Here is a 15,657-nt window from a genome sequence, read left to right as displayed (position 1 = left end):
TGCTGCGTCAAGCAAGATATTGCACTATGCAAAATCGCGTTTCATGACGATCGACACCTTTGATTCCATTCAAAAAAATGACTTTCAGGTCAGTTAAAAATCGGCTGTCAGTTGTAGACCAGATTGGGCAACCACAACGAAATTGCAGGCACGTACGTGACCAGTCCGAGGAAGGCCAGCATGGTCAGCAACCACGGCCAGACGGCGATCGTCAGTTCGGTAATGCCCATCTTGGTAATCCCCGAAGCCACGTACAAATTCAGGCCCACCGGTGGATGACACATGCCGACTTCCATGTTGACCACAATCAAAATACCGAAGTGCACCGGATCGATACCCAACTTCATGGCCACCGGGAACAGGATAGGCGCCATGATCAACACGATCGATGAGGGCTCCATCACATTGCCTGCCATCAGCAGCAAGACATTCACCACCAGCAGAAAACTGATCGGCCCCATGCCCATGTCCGTGATCACGCTCGCCATTGCCTGAGGAATGTTCTCGCTGGTGATGAGGAACGAGAACAGCACCGCGTTCGTGATGATGTAGAGCAGCATCGCCGACATCGCCGCCGAATCCAGCAGGACTTTGGGAACCTGCTTGAGCGTCATGTCCTTATAGACAAAGACCGCAATCACGAACGCATAGACCGCTGCCATCGCTGCGGCTTCGGTTGGCGTGAACTTGCCGCTGTAGATACCGCCCATGACGATGACGATCAGCAGCAAGCCCCAGGCGCTCTTGCGGAACGCCGCGCCGCGCTCGGCCCAGTTGGCTTTTGGCAGCTTCGGATAGTTGTGCTTGCGCGCCAGATACCAGGTGGTCAGGCCCAGGAAAAACGCCAGCATCAGTCCCGGAATCACACCGGCCATGAACAATTTTCCGACCGAGGTATTGGTCGAGACCGAGTACATCACCATCACGATCGATGGCGGGATCAGGATGCCGAGTGCGCCGGACGTGGTAATGACACCAGCGCCGAAACCCTTCGGATAGCCTTGCCGCACCATGGCCGGCAAGATGATCGAGCCAATCGCCACCACGGTGGCAGGCGACGACCCCGAGACTGCGGCGAACAACGCACAGGCCAGTACGCCGGCCAATGCCAGACCGCCATGCCAGTGTCCTACCATCGACGAAGCGAAGTTGATCATGCGGCGCGCCACGCCGCCATGGGTCAGGAAATTACCGGCCAGAATAAAAAACGGAATCGCCATGATCTCGAACTTCTCGATCCCGGTGAACAGCTTCAGCGCCACCGATTCGATCGGCACATCGGTCATGGTGAACAGGAACGTCAATACCGTCAGTCCGAGCGAAATCGAAATCGGCATGCCGGTCAGCATCAGCGTGAACAGCAGGACAAAAATAATCAATGCATTCATGCCTTGCCTCCAGCGGCTACTTCTTCATCGAGACCTTCGACAAACGAATGGTCATGCTTGGGTAATTCGCCGGTACGCACGAACGCCCAGGTCACTTGCAGGAAACGGAACGACATCAGATACGACCCGAGCGGAACCGCCATGTAGACCATCCACATCGGTATTTCGAGCACTTCGGACGTACTCGAATGCTGCGCGATCTGGTACACGAAGCTCGCGCCCAGCGTGCCAACGATGCCGGTAAATGTCGCGCCGGCCAGCAAGCCGAAAATCACGAATTTGTTACGCCACGGCGTATTGAGTTGATTGATCAGGACATCGACACCGACGTGGATGCCGGTCCGCACGCCATAGGCGGCGCCAAATTTGGCCATCCAGACGAACATGTAGATACAGAGTTCTTGCGCCCAGCTGGTGTTGATGCGGATCAGTGCATCCTGTACTACCGGAATCGGCAAGCCCGACAGATAGCGATGCACCACGGCGACAAAGATGATCACGGTGGCACTGGCCATCAGGGTGGCGATCAACCACTCTTCGAGATGGTCGAGGAATTTCATGGGGGGTTCTCCCTGAAGGATGATTTTTTGATTGTGAAGCGCTGACGAAGCCACCGCGGGGCACGGTGAGGCCCTGCCCGTGCGGTGTTATTGCAATGAAGGACTACCGATAATTATTTATAACCGAGTGCCGTGGCTTCCTTTCCCACCGCACTGATCAGGTCCTTGCCGATGCGCGACTCCATGTCTTTCTGGACCGGCAGCAAGGCCTTGCGCCATTCGGCTTTTTCCTTGTCGTTCAGGACGTAGACTGCAGTCTTGCCGGTTTTGCGTACCGCTTCGAGCGCCTTGTCGTTCTCTTGCTGCGCGATGGCATTGGCGTATTTGGTGGCATCTTTCATGGCCACTTCAAGACCGGTACGTATGTCCGCCGGCAAGCCATCCCAGAACTTCTTGTTGACGATGACGGCATAGCCCAGGTAACCGTGATTGGACACCGTCACGTTGGATTGCACTTCATGCATTTTCTGGGTGTAGAGGTTCGATGGCGGGTTCTCGGTGCCGTCCACCACGCCGGTCTGCAAGGCCTGGTACACCTCGGAGAATGCCAGCACTTGCGGGTTGGCACCCAGTGCGCGCATTTCGGCATCCAGCACTTTGGACGACTGGATACGCATTTTCAGACCCTTGAAATCGGCCGGGGTTTTCAGTGGCTTGTTGGCCGACATGACCTTGAAGCCATTATCCCAATAGGCCAGTCCGGTGATGCCTTTGGGTTCGAGCTTCTTGAGCAGTTCCTTGCCGATCGGGCCTTCGGTCACGCGATACAGCACGTCCTTGCCCGGAAAAATATACGGCAAGTCGAAGACTTCGAATTCTTTCACGCCGAGCGGACCGAACTTGGCCAGCGACGGGGCCAGCATCTGTACCGCGCCAAGCTGCAGGGCTTCGAGTTCTTCCTTGTCCTTGTACAGCGTGCTGTTCGGATACAGCTCGATCTTGACGCGACCCTTGAGGGATTGTTCGGCCAGTTCCTTGAAACGCTCGGCGGCTTTGCCTTTTGGCGTGTCGTTGGCGACCACGTGGCTGAACTTGATGACAATCGGGGTTTGCGCGAAGGCGGTGCCGGTCAGCAGGGTAGCGGCTGACAAGGCGAGGATCAGGCGACGTAATTTCATGAAGATCTCCGTTGTTTGTTTGGTTGCACTGTTTTGTGTGCGTATTGTCCTGAGCCACTCGATTGCAAACAAGTGTGGATAACCACAATCTGACATGCCTGTCGGCTACACTGAAAACCTCATTTTCTCGGGCTGCCCATGTCGTCATTCACCGCTTTCCTGCTGCGTCCGTTCGGTGTGCCACGCCGCCAGGCATGGCGCTGGGTCTTGCCGGTCGTGCTGGTGCTGCTGTTTCTGGCGATCCTGACCGGCCTGCCATGGCAAGCGCAACGCATGGAAGCCAATGAGCGTCAGGAACAGCTGATTGCCGATACCTTGTGGGTCGAGCAGACGATCCGCTTCCAGCTCGACCGCAATGACGAAAGCCTGCAGCTGATCGCCACCGAAATTCTCGACGGTCAGCTGCTGCCCGCCAAATTCAATGAGCGTGCCGCCACCCTACTGAAAAACGGACGCGAGCTCAAGCATGTGCGCTGGCTCGATGCCAACGGTGACACGCTGGTCAGCACGGACGGCAGCAAACTGTCGGCACAGGAGCTGTCAGCCGCCACCAAAGATGCGATTGCCCGTGCGACCGCCAGCCGCATGCCGCGCTACAGCCAGCCGTCGCTGGTGCCCGGCACCACCAAGTCGTTCCTGCTCGACGATGTCGTGCCACTGTTCGCGGGCAAAAATTATCTGGGCGCCGTGGTGATGTCGTATTCCGCAGTGGCGATACTCGATGAAATGGTGCCATGGTGGTTCGCGCAGGAACATCAGGTCGATCTGCTCGACAGCGACGACAAGCTCATTGCGCGACGTGCTGCCGGTGGTCCCGGTCGCGGTGTCTATACCCATTTGCGCACGCTGGATCTGAAAGGCCAGAGCCTGACGTTGCGCACCAATAGCATCAAGGGCACACCACGCCTGTTGCCGAACCTGCTGGTCGGCTCGGTGATTGCGTTGTCGATTGGCCTGGCCTGGAGTTTGTGGGCACTGTGGCGCGACATCAATCGTCGCCTGGCGACCGAAGTCGCCCTGCGCGAGCAAGTCACGTTTCGTACCGCCATGGAGAACTCGCTGGTGACCGGCATGCGTGCCCGCGATCTGGCAGGGCGCGTGACTTACGCCAATCCGGCATTCTGTGACATGGTCGGCATGTCGCCCAATCAGCTATTGGGCAAGATGCCGCCGATGCCGTACTGGGCACCGGAAGCGATGGACGATTACCAGAAACGCTTTGCCGAAGTGCTGGCCGGCACCGTCACGCAAAAGGGATTCGAGACCATTTTCCAGCGCGCCAACGGCGAACGGTTTCCGGTCCTGATCTTTGAATCGGCGCTGCGCGACGCCGCAGGCAAACAGACCGGCTGGATGGGTTCCATCCTCGATATCTCGGAACGCAAGCAAGCCGAAGAACTCAATCGCCGTCAGCAGGAACAGCTGCAGATCAGCGCGCGCATGGCCAGCATGGGCGAGATCGCCTCGACGCTGGCGCATGAACTGAACCAGCCGCTGGCCGCGATTTCCAGTTACACCACCGGTGCGCTGAATCTGCTGGCGGGTGCCGATGATGCCCGCATCACCCTGCTCAGACCGGCGCTCGAAAAAGCCGCCGCCCAGGCACAGCGGGCCGGCCAGATCATTCGCAGCGTGCATGCCTTCGTCAAGCAACGCGACCCGCTGCGCGAAGCAATCACCATCGAGGCCATACTCGACAGCGTCGAGCCGCTGATCGCACTGCAGGCACAGCCCACCTTCACCACCGTCGAGATCGCCATCAGCGCCGGTCTCGGGCCTATCCTCGGCGACCGCGTGTTGCTGGAACAAGTGCTATTGAACCTGACCCGCAACGCCATCGAATCGATGCAACAGACACCGCCCGAACGCCGCGTCCTGCGCATCGAGGCAACGCGAACCCTGACGGCTGCCAGTCAACCGGCCATCATGGTATCGGTGATCGATCGCGGTCACGGCATTCCGGAAAAAGTTGCAGAGCGGCTATACTCGCCGTTCTTTTCGACCAAAGCGGAAGGCATGGGGATGGGCTTGAACATCTGCCGTACCGCGATCGAATTCCATGGCGGCAGGCTCACGCATGTCATCAATCCGGCCGGCGGTACGATTTTTCAGTTCGCGCTACCGATGGTCGATGACGGCGTACCCGGCAACGGGGCCGACCAGCAAGGGGTTGCATAGCCCCACCATATAGCGCCGACGTTTCCATAGACAACCAGACAGGACACAGCATGCTCCACATAGTCGACGACGAAGAAGCGATCCGCGACTCGCTGGCCTGGCTGGCACGCACACGCAACATCGAAGCCCGGACCTACGAGAGCGCGGCGGCCTTTCTGGCTGCCGTTGATCAGGCGGTGTTCGCGCCACAAGGCGATTGCGTGGTGCTCGATATCCGCATGCCCGACACCAGCGGCGCTGTCCTGTTCGACATCCTGGCCAATCGCAAGCTAACGCACCGGCTGCCGGTAATTTTCCTGACCGGCCACGGCGATGTGCCGATGGCGGTCGACAGCCTCAAGCGCGGCGCCTTCGATTTTTTCGAAAAACCGTTCAATGACAACAAGCTGATCGACCGGGTCGAGGAAGCGCTGGCCGCCTCCCGCGAGGCCGGTGCCCAGGCCGTGGTGCAGGCGCGCCTGGCGAATTTGTCGGCGCGCGAACGCGAGGTGCTGGACCTGATTCTGATCGGAAAAATGAACAAGGTCATCGCCGACAAACTCGGCATCAGCATGCGTACCGTAGAAGTGCACCGCGCCCATATTTTCGACAAGATGAATGTCAAGACCGCGGTCGAACTGGCCGGCTTGCTGAAGTAAAATTCCGCATTGCCACCATTGCCCCATCGCCGCCGGCTTGCGGCGATGCACAGTGTGTTTCCCCCTTTTACCCTGCCCCGCTGATCGCTCCCTCCATGTCGCTTGCCTTCCTGCTGTTGCCCGACTTCACTCTGATCCTGCTGGGTGCCCTGCTGTTTCGATTTACGGACTGGGACGCCGCATTCTGGAGCGGCCTCGAAAAACTGGTCTATTACGTCCTCTTCCCCTGCCTGCTGTTTTACGCCACTGCACGCGCACCGCTCGACTTTGCCAGCACCGGCAAATTGTTGCAGGTCGCGCTTGCCACGACGTTCATCGGAATTGCCTTCGGCTGGCTGGCCAAACCGCTGTTTCGTCCGGGACCGATGCTGTTCGAGTCCGGCGTACAGACCGCCTTCCGTTTCAACTCCTACATCGCGCTGGCGATTGCGTCACGACTGGGCGGTGAATCAGGCACTGCCTTGATGGCGCTGATCATCGGTTTTGCGGTGCCACTGTGCAATCTGGCAGCCGTTCACGCGCTGGTGCATCGCAACGGTGGGCTGTTGCAAGCGCTGGTGCGCAACCCGCTGCTGCTGGCGACGGTGTTTGGCGTGCTTTGCAACTTGCTGGGTGTCCCGATACCGGAGGTGCTCGGCGCCACCCTGTCGCGCATCGGCAATGCGGCCATCGCCATCGGGCTGATTGCGGTCGGCGCCGGCTTGCGTCTATCCGGCTTGCACGAAGCCAAAGGAATGGCAGCGTATTTCATCGCCATCAAATTGCTGGTACTGCCATCCATGGCATGGTTGCTGGGAGTGCTGCTCGGCTTGCCGCCGCTGCAACTGCAGATCGCCGTCATGTTCAGCGCCCTGCCGACGGCCTCTAGCGCGTATGTGCTGGCGGCGCGGATGGGCGGCAACGGACCGTTCGTTGCATTCCTGATTTCGGCGGGGACGCTGATTTCGGTGGTGACCTTGCCGCTGTGGCTGGCGGCGCTGCATTGATCCGAAGCCGAACGGTCAACCACCACCAATCCCCTGCGCCAGCGCCCAAACCACATGCTCCCGGAACAGCGTCGTAGGTTGGGCTGCGAAGCCCAACATGCGTCAGGTTGCTTTGCGGGTCGCCACGACGCGCGGTCTGCGGTAGCTAAAACGGTTGTTGCTCCGTGGTGCCAAGCCGGGTGCGGCCCGGCAGCCGGTCACTTCTTTTTGCTTCGCCAAAAAGCAGTAACCAAGAAAAAGGCGACCGCAAGACCGCTGCCCTGCGGGTTCCCAAAAACCGGGTACGGCAAGAGGGAAGCCCGCAAACTCGCTGCGCTCAGACAGTGCGGGCTTCTGATCCTCTTACCGTACCCGATTTTTGGCAGCGGCCTTTTTATGCGGAATTCAACGTCAAAACCAAGCCCAGCCTTGGAGATTGGTTGATGGCCAGGCTCGCTTTGCGCGAGAAAACTTCCTCGTCGGGATCGACATCGAGTTCAAAACCAACGTCAAAACCAACGTCAAAACCAACATCAAAACCAACATCAAATCCAACATCAAAACCAACGCCAAACTCAAAATCTACAAGGCTTTTACAAGCCATCTTTCTCGCGCAAAGCGAGCCTGGCCATCAATCAATCATCAAGGCTGGGCTTGGTTTTGACCTTGAATTCCGCATAAAAGGCCACTGCCAAATACCGTGTCCGGGCAGGGGATAAGAGGGCCGCACTGTCTGAGCGTAGCGAGTTTGCGGCCCTCCCCCTGACCGGGCACGGTATTTGGGAACCCGCAGGGCAGCGGTCTGGCGGTCGCCTTTTTTTGCTTACTTTATTTGGCGAAGCAAAAAAAGTGAGCGGCTGCCGGGCCGCACCCGGCCTGCATCAACGGAGCGCAACCCGTTTTAGCCACCGCAGACCGCGCGTCGTCGCGACCCGCAAAGCAACGTGACGCATGTTGGGCTTCGCAGCCCAACCTACGACCCAAGGCCGCAACGCCGCTACGCAAAGAACCGGCTGCCGGGCCGCACCCGGCTTGGTTCCACGGAGCGCAACCCGTTTTAGCTATCGCAGACCACAGACCGCGCATCGTGGCGACCAGCAAAGGAACCTGACGCAGGCGGGCACGTTGCCGCTGCGGCTGGCGGCGTTGCATTGATCCGAAGCCGAACGGTCAACCACCACCAATCCCCTGCGCCAGCGCCCAAACCACATGCTCCCGCACCAGCCCGGAGGCATGCTCAGCCCGCCCCTGCAGCGCCGCCACGATCGGCCCGGCCGACGCGCCGGCCCGTAATGCATTCCCCAACCCCACCGCCATATTGCGCAGCCAGCGCTCATGCCCGATACGGCGGATCGCACTGCCCTCCATGCGCCGGTTGAATTCCTCGTCGCTCCAGCCGAACAGCGTGATCAGGCTGGCCGCATCCAGCCCATGCCGCACATCGAAATCCGGCAGCACAGCCAGCTGCGCGAATTTGTTCCACGGGCAGACGGTCTGGCAATCATCACAGCCATAGACCCGGTTGCCGATCAGCGGCCGCAGGTCCACCGGGATACTGCCTTTGAGCTCGATGGTCAGATACGAAATGCAGCGCCGCGCATCGAGCTGATACGGCCCGATGATGGCCTGGGTCGGACAGACCGTGATACAGGCGCTGCACTGGCCACAGTGCGCAGTCACCGGTGCATCCACCGGCAGCGGCAAGTCGGTCAATAATTCGCCGAGAAAGAACATCGACCCGGCATCGCGATTGAGCAGCAACGTGTGTTTGCCGCGCCATCCCAAACCGGCTTTGGTCGCCAGTTCGACCTCCATCACCGGTGCGGAATCGGTGAAGACGCGGTAGCCGAAGTCACCGATTTCAGTGCTGATGCGCGAGGCCAGCTGCTGCAGTCGGGCGCGCAGGACCTTGTGATAATCGCGACCACGTGCATACACCGAGATCACCGCCGCGCCCGGATCGGTCTGGCGCTGGACTTCGCGCTCGCGCCAGTCATCAGCGGTTGCACCCGGCAGATAATCCATGCGCGCCGTGATCACCCGCAAGGTGCCCGGCACCAGCTCGGCCGGCCGCGCGCGTTTCAGGCCATGGGCTGCCATATAATCCATCTCACCGTGATAGCCCGCAGCCAGCCATGCCAGCAATCCTGCCTCGGCATGCTGCAGATCGATATCGGTAATGCGCAGGTCGCCAAAGCCGAGCTCGCGCCCCCAGGCCTTGATCGTCAACGCTAGTGCAGCCAGATCGGCAGCCGGTATGGTCATGAGGCCAGTCACAAGGAAAATGGAAAGGTATTTTACGAGATGCAGCACTTTACAACGCACCTGCACGACGAAGCCGGCACCATCGCACTGGGCGCCTCTCTGGCGCGCGCACTGGCACCTGGTCTGACGATATACCTGCACGGCGACCTCGGTGCCGGCAAAACCGCACTGACCCGCGCTTTGCTGCATGCAGCCGGACATACCGGCCATGTCAAAAGTCCCACCTACACACTGGTCGAGCCGTACACGATTGCATTGCAGGATCGAGCAGTGGAGGTGCTCCACTTTGATCTGTACCGGATGATCAGTGCCGATGACTTTCTGGATGCGGGATTCCGGGAGTATTTCAACTCCAACAACATCTGCATCGTCGAGTGGCCCGAGAAGGCCGATGGGGTACTGCCAGCGGCAGACATCGATGTTTTTTTGACGGTAACAGGAACAGGTCGTGATGTAGAATTGTCCGCGCATTCCGACCAGGGTTATCAATGTCTCGACCGTCTCAAATTCGCACCAAATCTCTGACTGCAGTCTCCGGCAAGACGCGCCGCACCGTCCTGAAAGCTGGCGGCACGTTGCTGCTGTCGGTATTTGCGACGGGCGTTGCGCACGCCGCGCAAATTCTTGCAGTGCGGGTCTGGCCCGCCGCAGACTACACCCGCGTTACGCTCGAAAACGATAGCAACCTGAAGGCCACCCACTTCGTCGTGAAAGACCCCGAGCGGCTGGTGGTCGACATCGAAGGGCTCGAACTCAGTGCCACGCTGAAGGGCCTGGTCGCCAAGATCCAGTCGAATGATCCGTACATCCGGCAGGTCCGGGTCGGACAGAACCGGCCCAACGTGGTGCGCCTGGTATTCGATCTGAAAGAAGAAATCACGCCGCAAGTCTTCACGCTGGCACCGGTAGGCGACTACCAGCATCGGCTGGTGTTCGATCTGTATCCGGCCAAAGAGCTCGATCCGATCGCGGCACTGATCGAAAAAGGCGAATGGTCACGTGACCAGAAATTTGATCCGACACCGCTTGCTCCGCAGGCCGAGCTCAGACCAGCGCCGAAGCTGGAACCCAAACCCGATCCGCTACTGAAATATCTCGATCCAAAAGTAGCGCGACTCGAACCGCGCGAAGAAAAAATTCCGGCCCTGACGCGCCTGTTGACCATCGCGCTCGACCCCGGCCACGGTGGTGAAGACCCCGGTGCCATCGGCCGTGGCGGCAGCCGCGAAAAAGACGTGGTGCTGGCCATCGCCAAACGCCTCAAGGCCAAGATCGAAGAGCAACCGAACATGCGCGTGATGCTCACACGCGACGGTGACTTTTTTGTGCCGCTGCACATGCGTGTCGAGAAGGCCCGCAAGGTGCAGGCCGACCTGTTCGTATCGATCCATGCCGATGCCTTTGTCGAGCCGACGGCACGCGGCTCATCGGTCTTTGCGCTGTCAGAAAAAGGCGCGTCGTCGACGGCGGCACGCTGGCTGGCCAACAAGGAAAACGCGGCCGACCTGATCGGCGGCGTCAATATCAAGAATCACGACAGGCAACTGGCCAGCGTGTTGCTGGACCTGTCGACGACCGCCCAGATCAGCGACAGCATGAAGCTGGCCAAGGCTGTACTCGGCGAGATTGGCGGCATCAACCGTCTGCACAAAGGCGCGGTCGAACAGGCCGGTTTTGCGGTACTGAAAGCACCGGACATCCCCAGCATCCTGATTGAAACCGCCTTCATCTCGAATCCTGAAGAAGAAGCCAAATTGACTGACGATGCCTATCAGGACCAGATGGCGATTGCGGTCCTCAAGGGCATCCGCAAATACTTCGCCAGGAATCCGCCGTTATCCAAAAACCGCATGACCTGAGTTGTGACGCGGGATCCTGCATCACGGTTCGACAACGTTGTTTGCTGCATGCAATGCATGGTCTGAACAACCGACTAATTTTAAGGAAACGACAAATGAAGTTATCAAACATGACCGTCAGAAACCGCCTCAAAATCGGTTTCTCCTTGCTGCTGGCGTTGCTTTTGCTCGTCACGGTTATTGGTTTGAACCGGATGGGACAAATCCAGGCAAGGTTGCATAACATCGTCAACGTCAATAACGTCGAAACCCAGCAGGTACTGACTATGCGTATTACTGTGTATGACCGCATGATTGCCGTACGCAACCTGGCATTGATGACCGAGACCAGCGAGATGCAGGCGGAACTCGACCGTCTCAAGACCAATCTGACAAGCTATGTCGCTGCCGAAACCGAACTCAACAATATGTTGGCAGCATCCGGTCAACCCAGGGCCGAACAAAAAACGCTGCTGGCAAAAATCAAGGAATCAGAAACCGCTGCGCTGCCGCTGATCGCCAAAGCCACCGAACTGGGCTTGCAGAATAAATCGGCCGAGGCCACTACCGTACTCGTCAAGGAATTACGGCCAATACAAAGACAATGGACTGACGGCATCACTGCACTGGTTAAATTCGAAGAACAACAGAATGCGCGCGACATGCAATCTGCCGAAGACCAGTATGCCAGCGCACGCATCCTGATGATTTCGCTGGCGTCGGTCGCACTGCTGATCGGCTTGGCCGCTGCGCTGTTGATTTCCCGCTCGCTGGCACAACAACTCGGCGGCGAGCCAACGTATGCCGCCGAGATCGCCAACAAAATTGCCGGCGGTGATCTGACCGTCGCCGTGCTGGTGCGACCCAACGACACCTCCAGTCTGATCTATTCGATGAACCAGATGCGTGACAACCTCGCCAATATCGTGGGCCAGGTGCGCATGGGGACCGACACCATCGCCACTGCATCAGCCGAGATCGCCAGTGGCAATCTGGACCTGTCGTCGCGCACCGAACAGCAAGCCAGTTCGCTCGAAGAAACTGCCTCGTCGATGGAAGAGCTGACCGCCACCGTCAAGCAGAATGCCGACAATGCGCGGCAAGCCAACATCCTCGCCAAATCGGCCTCCGAGGTGGCCGTCAAGGGCGGCGCGGTGGTGTCACAAGTAGTCGAGACGATGGGCTCGATCAATGAATCCGCCAAAAAAATTACCGACATCATCAGCGTCATCGATGGCATCGCCTTCCAGACCAATATCCTGGCCTTGAACGCAGCGGTCGAAGCGGCGCGCGCCGGTGAACAGGGCCGCGGCTTTGCCGTGGTTGCGTCGGAAGTACGCAGCCTGGCCCAACGCTCTGCCGCGGCCGCCAAGGAAATCAAGATCCTCATCGCCGACTCGGTCGACAAAGTCGATAGCGGCTCGAAGCTGGTGGATGAAGCGGGCCACACCATGATCGAGATCGTCAACAGCGTCAAACGCGTCACCGATATCATGGGCGAAATCACTTCGGCCAGCCAGGAACAAACCGCCGGCATCGAGCAGATCAATCAGGCGATTACGCAAATGGATGAAGTGACCCAGCAAAATGCGGCACTGGTGGAACAGGCTGCAGCGGCGGCGCAAAGCCTGCAGGATCAGGCCGGGGCGCTATCGAGCGTGGTCGGCATCTTTCAGGTTGCAGGCGGGACTGCACAGCGTCTGACGACACCGGTGCGGCAATCGGCACCACAAAGAACGATGACTGCGCGACGCGCTCCAATCATCGCCAAGCCAGCGACATCGACGACACGCGCATTGCCAGGAACCGCAAAAACCGGCACGGACAATTCGGACTGGGAAGAGTTTTAAAAGAGTTTCAAAAGGCGTTGCAAGCGACTTGACCAATACAGCAAAACACCGAGTCGTCGGCACTGGCAATCTCCCGCCAGTGCCGATTCAACCGGTCAGACCGTTTTGACGCCAGTGATTTTTTTGTAGAATTTCCACAATCCGGCCAGGACCACTGGCACCACGGCAGCGCCGACACCGACCAGCACGATTGCGCTCAGGTGATCGCGGATGACCGGGATATTGCCGAAGAAGTAGCCCGCCACGGTCAGGCCGCCAACCCACAATACCGCGCCAGTAATGTTGTAAAACTGGAAGGTGGTAAAGCGCATCTCCGACACACCGGCCACGAACGGCGCGAAGGTCCGCACGATCGGTACGAAACGCGACAGCACGATGGTTTTGCCACCGTGTTTTTCATAGAAGGCATGGGTACGTTTCAGCGCTGCCTGATCCAGCCAGCGGTAATTGTGCGTAAAAACCTTTTGTCCGATGGCGCGTCCCACAAAATAATTCACGGTATTGCCCGCCACCGCGGCAATGATCAGCAGCACATTGAGCACCAGCAGATTGATCTGTCCTTCGGCACTGAATGCACCGGCGATGAACAGCAAGGTGTCGCCCGGCAAAAACGGCAACACGATCAATCCGGTCTCGCCGAAGATAATCCCGAATAGCACCGCGTAGACCAGCGTGCCGTATTCCGCGATGAAGGTGCCAAGGTATTTGTCCACATGCATGACCATGTCGAGCAGTTGCATGAAATCCATAATTTTCCTGGTGAGTCTGACGGGGGGTGTTGGTTGTAGCGGTGCTTGCTAAGTGCGGCGAAATCATACACCACCACTCAAGCGCGACTGGCAATCGCCTTGACCTGTGCCGATAACCAGCGTTCGAACCTATTTACAGCTACCGCATTCTGGCGCACAAGATGTTGCGCAGACCGCGAGTGACACGCTTTCTGCGGCCTCGTTTGCACCGGGACGCAACGGTATAATCCGCCGATGAATCCAACCGCTCCAGATACCGCCGCTGCCCCACGCGCCATTGCCGCCCTGCCCGACCAGCTGATCTCCCAGATCGCCGCCGGAGAAGTGGTCGAGCGTCCCTCGGCCGTAGTCAAGGAATTGCTGGAGAACGCGCTCGATGCCGGTGCCACGCAGATCAGCATCCGCCTCGAACAGGGTGGCATCAAACGCATCGCCATCACCGACAACGGCCGCGGCATTCCGGTCGAGCAAATCCCGCTTGCGCTGGCACGCCATGCCACCTCGAAAATCGGCTCGCTGAGCGATCTGGAAAACGTCGCCACGCTCGGCTTTCGCGGCGAGGCACTGGCCTCGATTGCCTCGGTGGCGCAACTCACGCTGATCACCCGCACCGCCAGCGCCGCGCATGCCTGGGAAATGGGCGCACTGCAGTCCAGCCCGGTACCGTCATCGGGCGCAACCGGCACCACCATCGAAGTGCTCGACCTGTACTACAACACTCCGGCCCGCCGTAAATTCCTCAAGTCGGACCAGACCGAATACGGCCATTGCGCCGAGGTCGTGCGACGCATCGCGCTATCGCGCCCGGACGTGACGTTTTCATTGACACACAACGGCAAGACCATCGACCACTGGAATCTGGCCGACATGGACAAGCGCAGTGCGCAAATCCTCGGCACGGATTTCAGTGCCGCGCGGCTGGCGCTGGACGAACAGGCCGGACCATTGCGCCTGCATGGCTATGCCGGTTTGCCGACCGCCTCACGCGGCCGCGCCGATGCGCAGTATTTTTACGTCAATGGCCGCTACGTGCGCGACAAGCTGCTCACGCATGCGGTGCGCTCGGCCTATCAGGATGTGCTGCATGGCGACCGCTATCCATCGTATGTGCTGGCGCTGGATCTCGACCCGGCGCTGGTCGATGTGAATGTCCACCCGTCCAAAATCGAAGTGCGTTTTCGGGATAGCCGGGCGGTCCATCAGTTCGTTTTCCATGCCGTCACGCGCGCGCTGTCGCAGACCTCGGCCACGGCCGATGGGCAGGTACCGGCACCGCAACCGGCCGGTGCCATGCCGTGGCACAGCAAGCCGTACACGCAACAGGCCGGCTTCGGGCAACAGCTCGGCGGTGGCGTGGCGCAAAATACGACCGCGTATGGCGCGCTGTTTGGCGATAGCAATGAAGCCTTCGAGCAAGTCGCGGTTGGCAGCCAATGGCAATCGGGGCTCGCTACGGGAGCCGCGCAAGTGCCGCAGTTTTCCGGGCAGCCGGCGACGGCGACGCAGGGTGCCGAGTTCCCGCTCGGCTTTGCGCTGGCCCAGTTGCAGGGCATTTACATCCTCGCGCAGAACCTGGCCGGACTGGTGCTGGTCGACATGCACGCCGCGCACGAGCGCATCCTGTACGAACAATTCAAGACCGCGCTCGACAGCGATGCCGTCGCGCTGCAATCGCTGCTGATTCCGGTGACCTTCCACGCCGACGCCATCGAAGTTGGCACCGCAGCCGAGAATCAGGCCACGCTGGCCGCGCTCGGCTTCGACATCGCCGCCCTGTCACCGACCACGCTGGCCGTGCGTGCCATTCCCGCCTTGCTCAAGAACGCCGATGCCCAGTCGCTGGCGCGCGATGTCCTGCGCGACGTGCGCGAATACGGCGGCTCGCGCGTGCTGGTGGAGCGGCGCAACGAATTGCTCGGCACGCTGGCCTGCCACACCGCCGTGCGGGCGAACCGCATCCTGAGCCTGCCGGAAATGAATGCGCTGCTGCGCCAGATGGAAGCCACCGAACGCGCCGACCAGTGCAATCACGGTCGACCGACCTGGGTGCAACTGGCGCTGGCCGATCTGGACCGCCTTTTCCTGCGCGGTCAATGATGCCGGCGAGC

The 15,657-nt window shown here is 59.5% G+C and carries 13 protein-coding genes; 7 read left to right on the top strand and 6 right to left on the bottom strand.

Features of this window, described 5'->3' with window-relative positions; translation table 11 throughout:
- Nucleotides 1-107 precede the first annotated feature (107 nt).
- The 3 genes from ABD720_RS01465 to ABD720_RS01455 form a co-directional block, all read right to left on the bottom strand.
- Complete coding sequence (locus tag ABD720_RS01465; RefSeq protein WP_344761439.1) at nucleotides 108-1,388, bottom strand: TRAP transporter large permease; 1,281 nt, start codon at nucleotides 1,386-1,388, stop codon at nucleotides 108-110.
- Nucleotides 1,385-1,948: a TRAP transporter small permease gene (locus ABD720_RS01460; protein WP_344761438.1), complete on the bottom strand. Its 564-nt coding sequence runs from the start codon at nucleotides 1,946-1,948 to the stop codon at nucleotides 1,385-1,387. Before ABD720_RS01460 ends, ABD720_RS01465 begins: the two co-directional genes overlap by 4 nt.
- A 113-nt stretch (nucleotides 1,949-2,061) precedes the next feature.
- Nucleotides 2,062-3,066 (bottom strand): TRAP transporter substrate-binding protein, encoded by a 1,005-nt coding sequence (locus tag ABD720_RS01455; RefSeq protein WP_344761437.1) that lies wholly within the window; start codon nucleotides 3,064-3,066, stop codon nucleotides 2,062-2,064.
- Nucleotides 3,067-3,204: 138 nt separating this feature from the next.
- On the opposite strand from ABD720_RS01455, the gene ABD720_RS01450 reads away from it, so the two are divergent.
- From ABD720_RS01450 to ABD720_RS01440, 3 genes are all read left to right on the top strand, one after another.
- Nucleotides 3,205-5,244 (top strand): PAS domain S-box protein, encoded by a 2,040-nt coding sequence (locus ABD720_RS01450; RefSeq protein WP_344761436.1) that lies wholly within the window; start codon nucleotides 3,205-3,207, stop codon nucleotides 5,242-5,244.
- A gap of 50 nt (nucleotides 5,245-5,294) precedes the next feature.
- Nucleotides 5,295-5,882 (top strand): response regulator transcription factor, encoded by a 588-nt coding sequence (locus ABD720_RS01445; RefSeq protein WP_344761435.1) that lies wholly within the window; start codon nucleotides 5,295-5,297, stop codon nucleotides 5,880-5,882.
- A gap of 95 nt (nucleotides 5,883-5,977) precedes the next feature.
- Nucleotides 5,978-6,868, top strand: coding sequence for an AEC family transporter (locus ABD720_RS01440; protein WP_344761434.1), 891 nt, complete (start codon nucleotides 5,978-5,980; stop codon nucleotides 6,866-6,868).
- A 373-nt stretch (nucleotides 6,869-7,241) separates the two neighbouring features.
- Here the strand turns inward: ABD720_RS01440 and ABD720_RS01435 are convergent, their stop codons facing one another.
- Both ABD720_RS01435 and queG read right to left on the bottom strand, forming a co-directional pair.
- Nucleotides 7,242-7,451 carry a hypothetical protein gene (locus ABD720_RS01435; protein ID WP_344761433.1) on the bottom strand — a complete coding sequence of 70 codons (210 nt, stop codon included), beginning with the start codon at nucleotides 7,449-7,451 and terminating at the stop codon, nucleotides 7,242-7,244.
- A 566-nt stretch (nucleotides 7,452-8,017) separates the two neighbouring features.
- A complete protein-coding gene (queG, locus tag ABD720_RS01430; protein WP_344761432.1) occupies nucleotides 8,018-9,112 on the bottom strand; it encodes a tRNA epoxyqueuosine(34) reductase QueG in 1,095 nt (364 codons plus the stop codon).
- Between the two features lie 39 nt (nucleotides 9,113-9,151).
- Between queG and tsaE the strand changes: the two genes are divergently transcribed.
- The 3 genes from tsaE (at nucleotide 9,152) to ABD720_RS01415 (ending at nucleotide 12,800) form a co-directional block, all read left to right on the top strand.
- A complete protein-coding gene (gene tsaE, locus ABD720_RS01425; protein ID WP_344761431.1) occupies nucleotides 9,152-9,637 on the top strand; it encodes a tRNA (adenosine(37)-N6)-threonylcarbamoyltransferase complex ATPase subunit type 1 TsaE in 486 nt (161 codons plus the stop codon).
- Nucleotides 9,601-10,971, top strand: coding sequence for an N-acetylmuramoyl-L-alanine amidase (locus tag ABD720_RS01420; RefSeq protein ID WP_344761430.1), 1,371 nt, complete (start codon nucleotides 9,601-9,603; stop codon nucleotides 10,969-10,971). The genes tsaE and ABD720_RS01420 overlap by 37 nt, the downstream gene beginning before the upstream one ends.
- A gap of 95 nt (nucleotides 10,972-11,066) precedes the next feature.
- A complete protein-coding gene (locus tag ABD720_RS01415; protein WP_344761429.1) occupies nucleotides 11,067-12,800 on the top strand; it encodes a methyl-accepting chemotaxis protein in 1,734 nt (577 codons plus the stop codon).
- 95 nt (nucleotides 12,801-12,895) lie between these two features.
- On the opposite strand, the gene ABD720_RS01410 is transcribed toward ABD720_RS01415, so the two are convergent.
- Nucleotides 12,896-13,549, bottom strand: a complete 654-nt coding sequence (locus tag ABD720_RS01410) for a VTT domain-containing protein (protein WP_344761428.1) — start codon at nucleotides 13,547-13,549, stop codon at nucleotides 12,896-12,898.
- Nucleotides 13,550-13,783: 234 nt separating this feature from the next.
- Between ABD720_RS01410 and mutL the strand changes: the two genes are divergently transcribed.
- Complete coding sequence (gene mutL / locus ABD720_RS01405) at nucleotides 13,784-15,646, top strand: DNA mismatch repair endonuclease MutL (RefSeq protein ID WP_344761427.1); 1,863 nt, start codon at nucleotides 13,784-13,786, stop codon at nucleotides 15,644-15,646.
- Nucleotides 15,647-15,657 lie beyond the last annotated feature (11 nt).

The sequence above is a fragment of the Actimicrobium antarcticum genome (assembly GCF_039536745.1).
Classification (GTDB): Bacteria; Pseudomonadota; Gammaproteobacteria; order Burkholderiales; family Burkholderiaceae_D; genus Actimicrobium; species Actimicrobium antarcticum.
Note: the sequence above shows the minus strand (reverse complement) of the source record. Positions and strands in the feature narration are given on the sequence as shown.

Excerpts from the sequence above, each read along its gene's own strand:
- queG (WP_344761432.1), bottom strand. The coding sequence starts at position 9,112 with ATGACCATACCGGCTGCCGATCTGGCTGCACTAGCGTTGACGATCAAG.
- tsaE (WP_344761431.1), top strand. The coding sequence starts at position 9,152 with ATGCAGCACTTTACAACGCACCTGCACGACGAAGCCGGCACCATCGCA.
- ABD720_RS01455 (WP_344761437.1), bottom strand. The coding sequence starts at position 3,066 with ATGAAATTACGTCGCCTGATCCTCGCCTTGTCAGCCGCTACCCTGCTG.
- ABD720_RS01440 (WP_344761434.1), top strand. The coding sequence starts at position 5,978 with ATGTCGCTTGCCTTCCTGCTGTTGCCCGACTTCACTCTGATCCTGCTG.
- ABD720_RS01450 (WP_344761436.1), top strand. The coding sequence starts at position 3,205 with ATGTCGTCATTCACCGCTTTCCTGCTGCGTCCGTTCGGTGTGCCACGC.
- mutL (WP_344761427.1), top strand. The coding sequence starts at position 13,784 with ATGAATCCAACCGCTCCAGATACCGCCGCTGCCCCACGCGCCATTGCC.
- ABD720_RS01465 (WP_344761439.1), bottom strand. The coding sequence starts at position 1,388 with ATGAATGCATTGATTATTTTTGTCCTGCTGTTCACGCTGATGCTGACC.
- ABD720_RS01420 (WP_344761430.1), top strand. The coding sequence starts at position 9,601 with ATGTCTCGACCGTCTCAAATTCGCACCAAATCTCTGACTGCAGTCTCC.
- ABD720_RS01410 (WP_344761428.1), bottom strand. The coding sequence starts at position 13,549 with ATGGATTTCATGCAACTGCTCGACATGGTCATGCATGTGGACAAATAC.
- ABD720_RS01435 (WP_344761433.1), bottom strand. The coding sequence starts at position 7,451 with ATGGCTTGTAAAAGCCTTGTAGATTTTGAGTTTGGCGTTGGTTTTGAT.
- ABD720_RS01460 (WP_344761438.1), bottom strand. The coding sequence starts at position 1,948 with ATGAAATTCCTCGACCATCTCGAAGAGTGGTTGATCGCCACCCTGATG.
- ABD720_RS01445 (WP_344761435.1), top strand. The coding sequence starts at position 5,295 with ATGCTCCACATAGTCGACGACGAAGAAGCGATCCGCGACTCGCTGGCC.
- ABD720_RS01415 (WP_344761429.1), top strand. The coding sequence starts at position 11,067 with ATGAAGTTATCAAACATGACCGTCAGAAACCGCCTCAAAATCGGTTTC.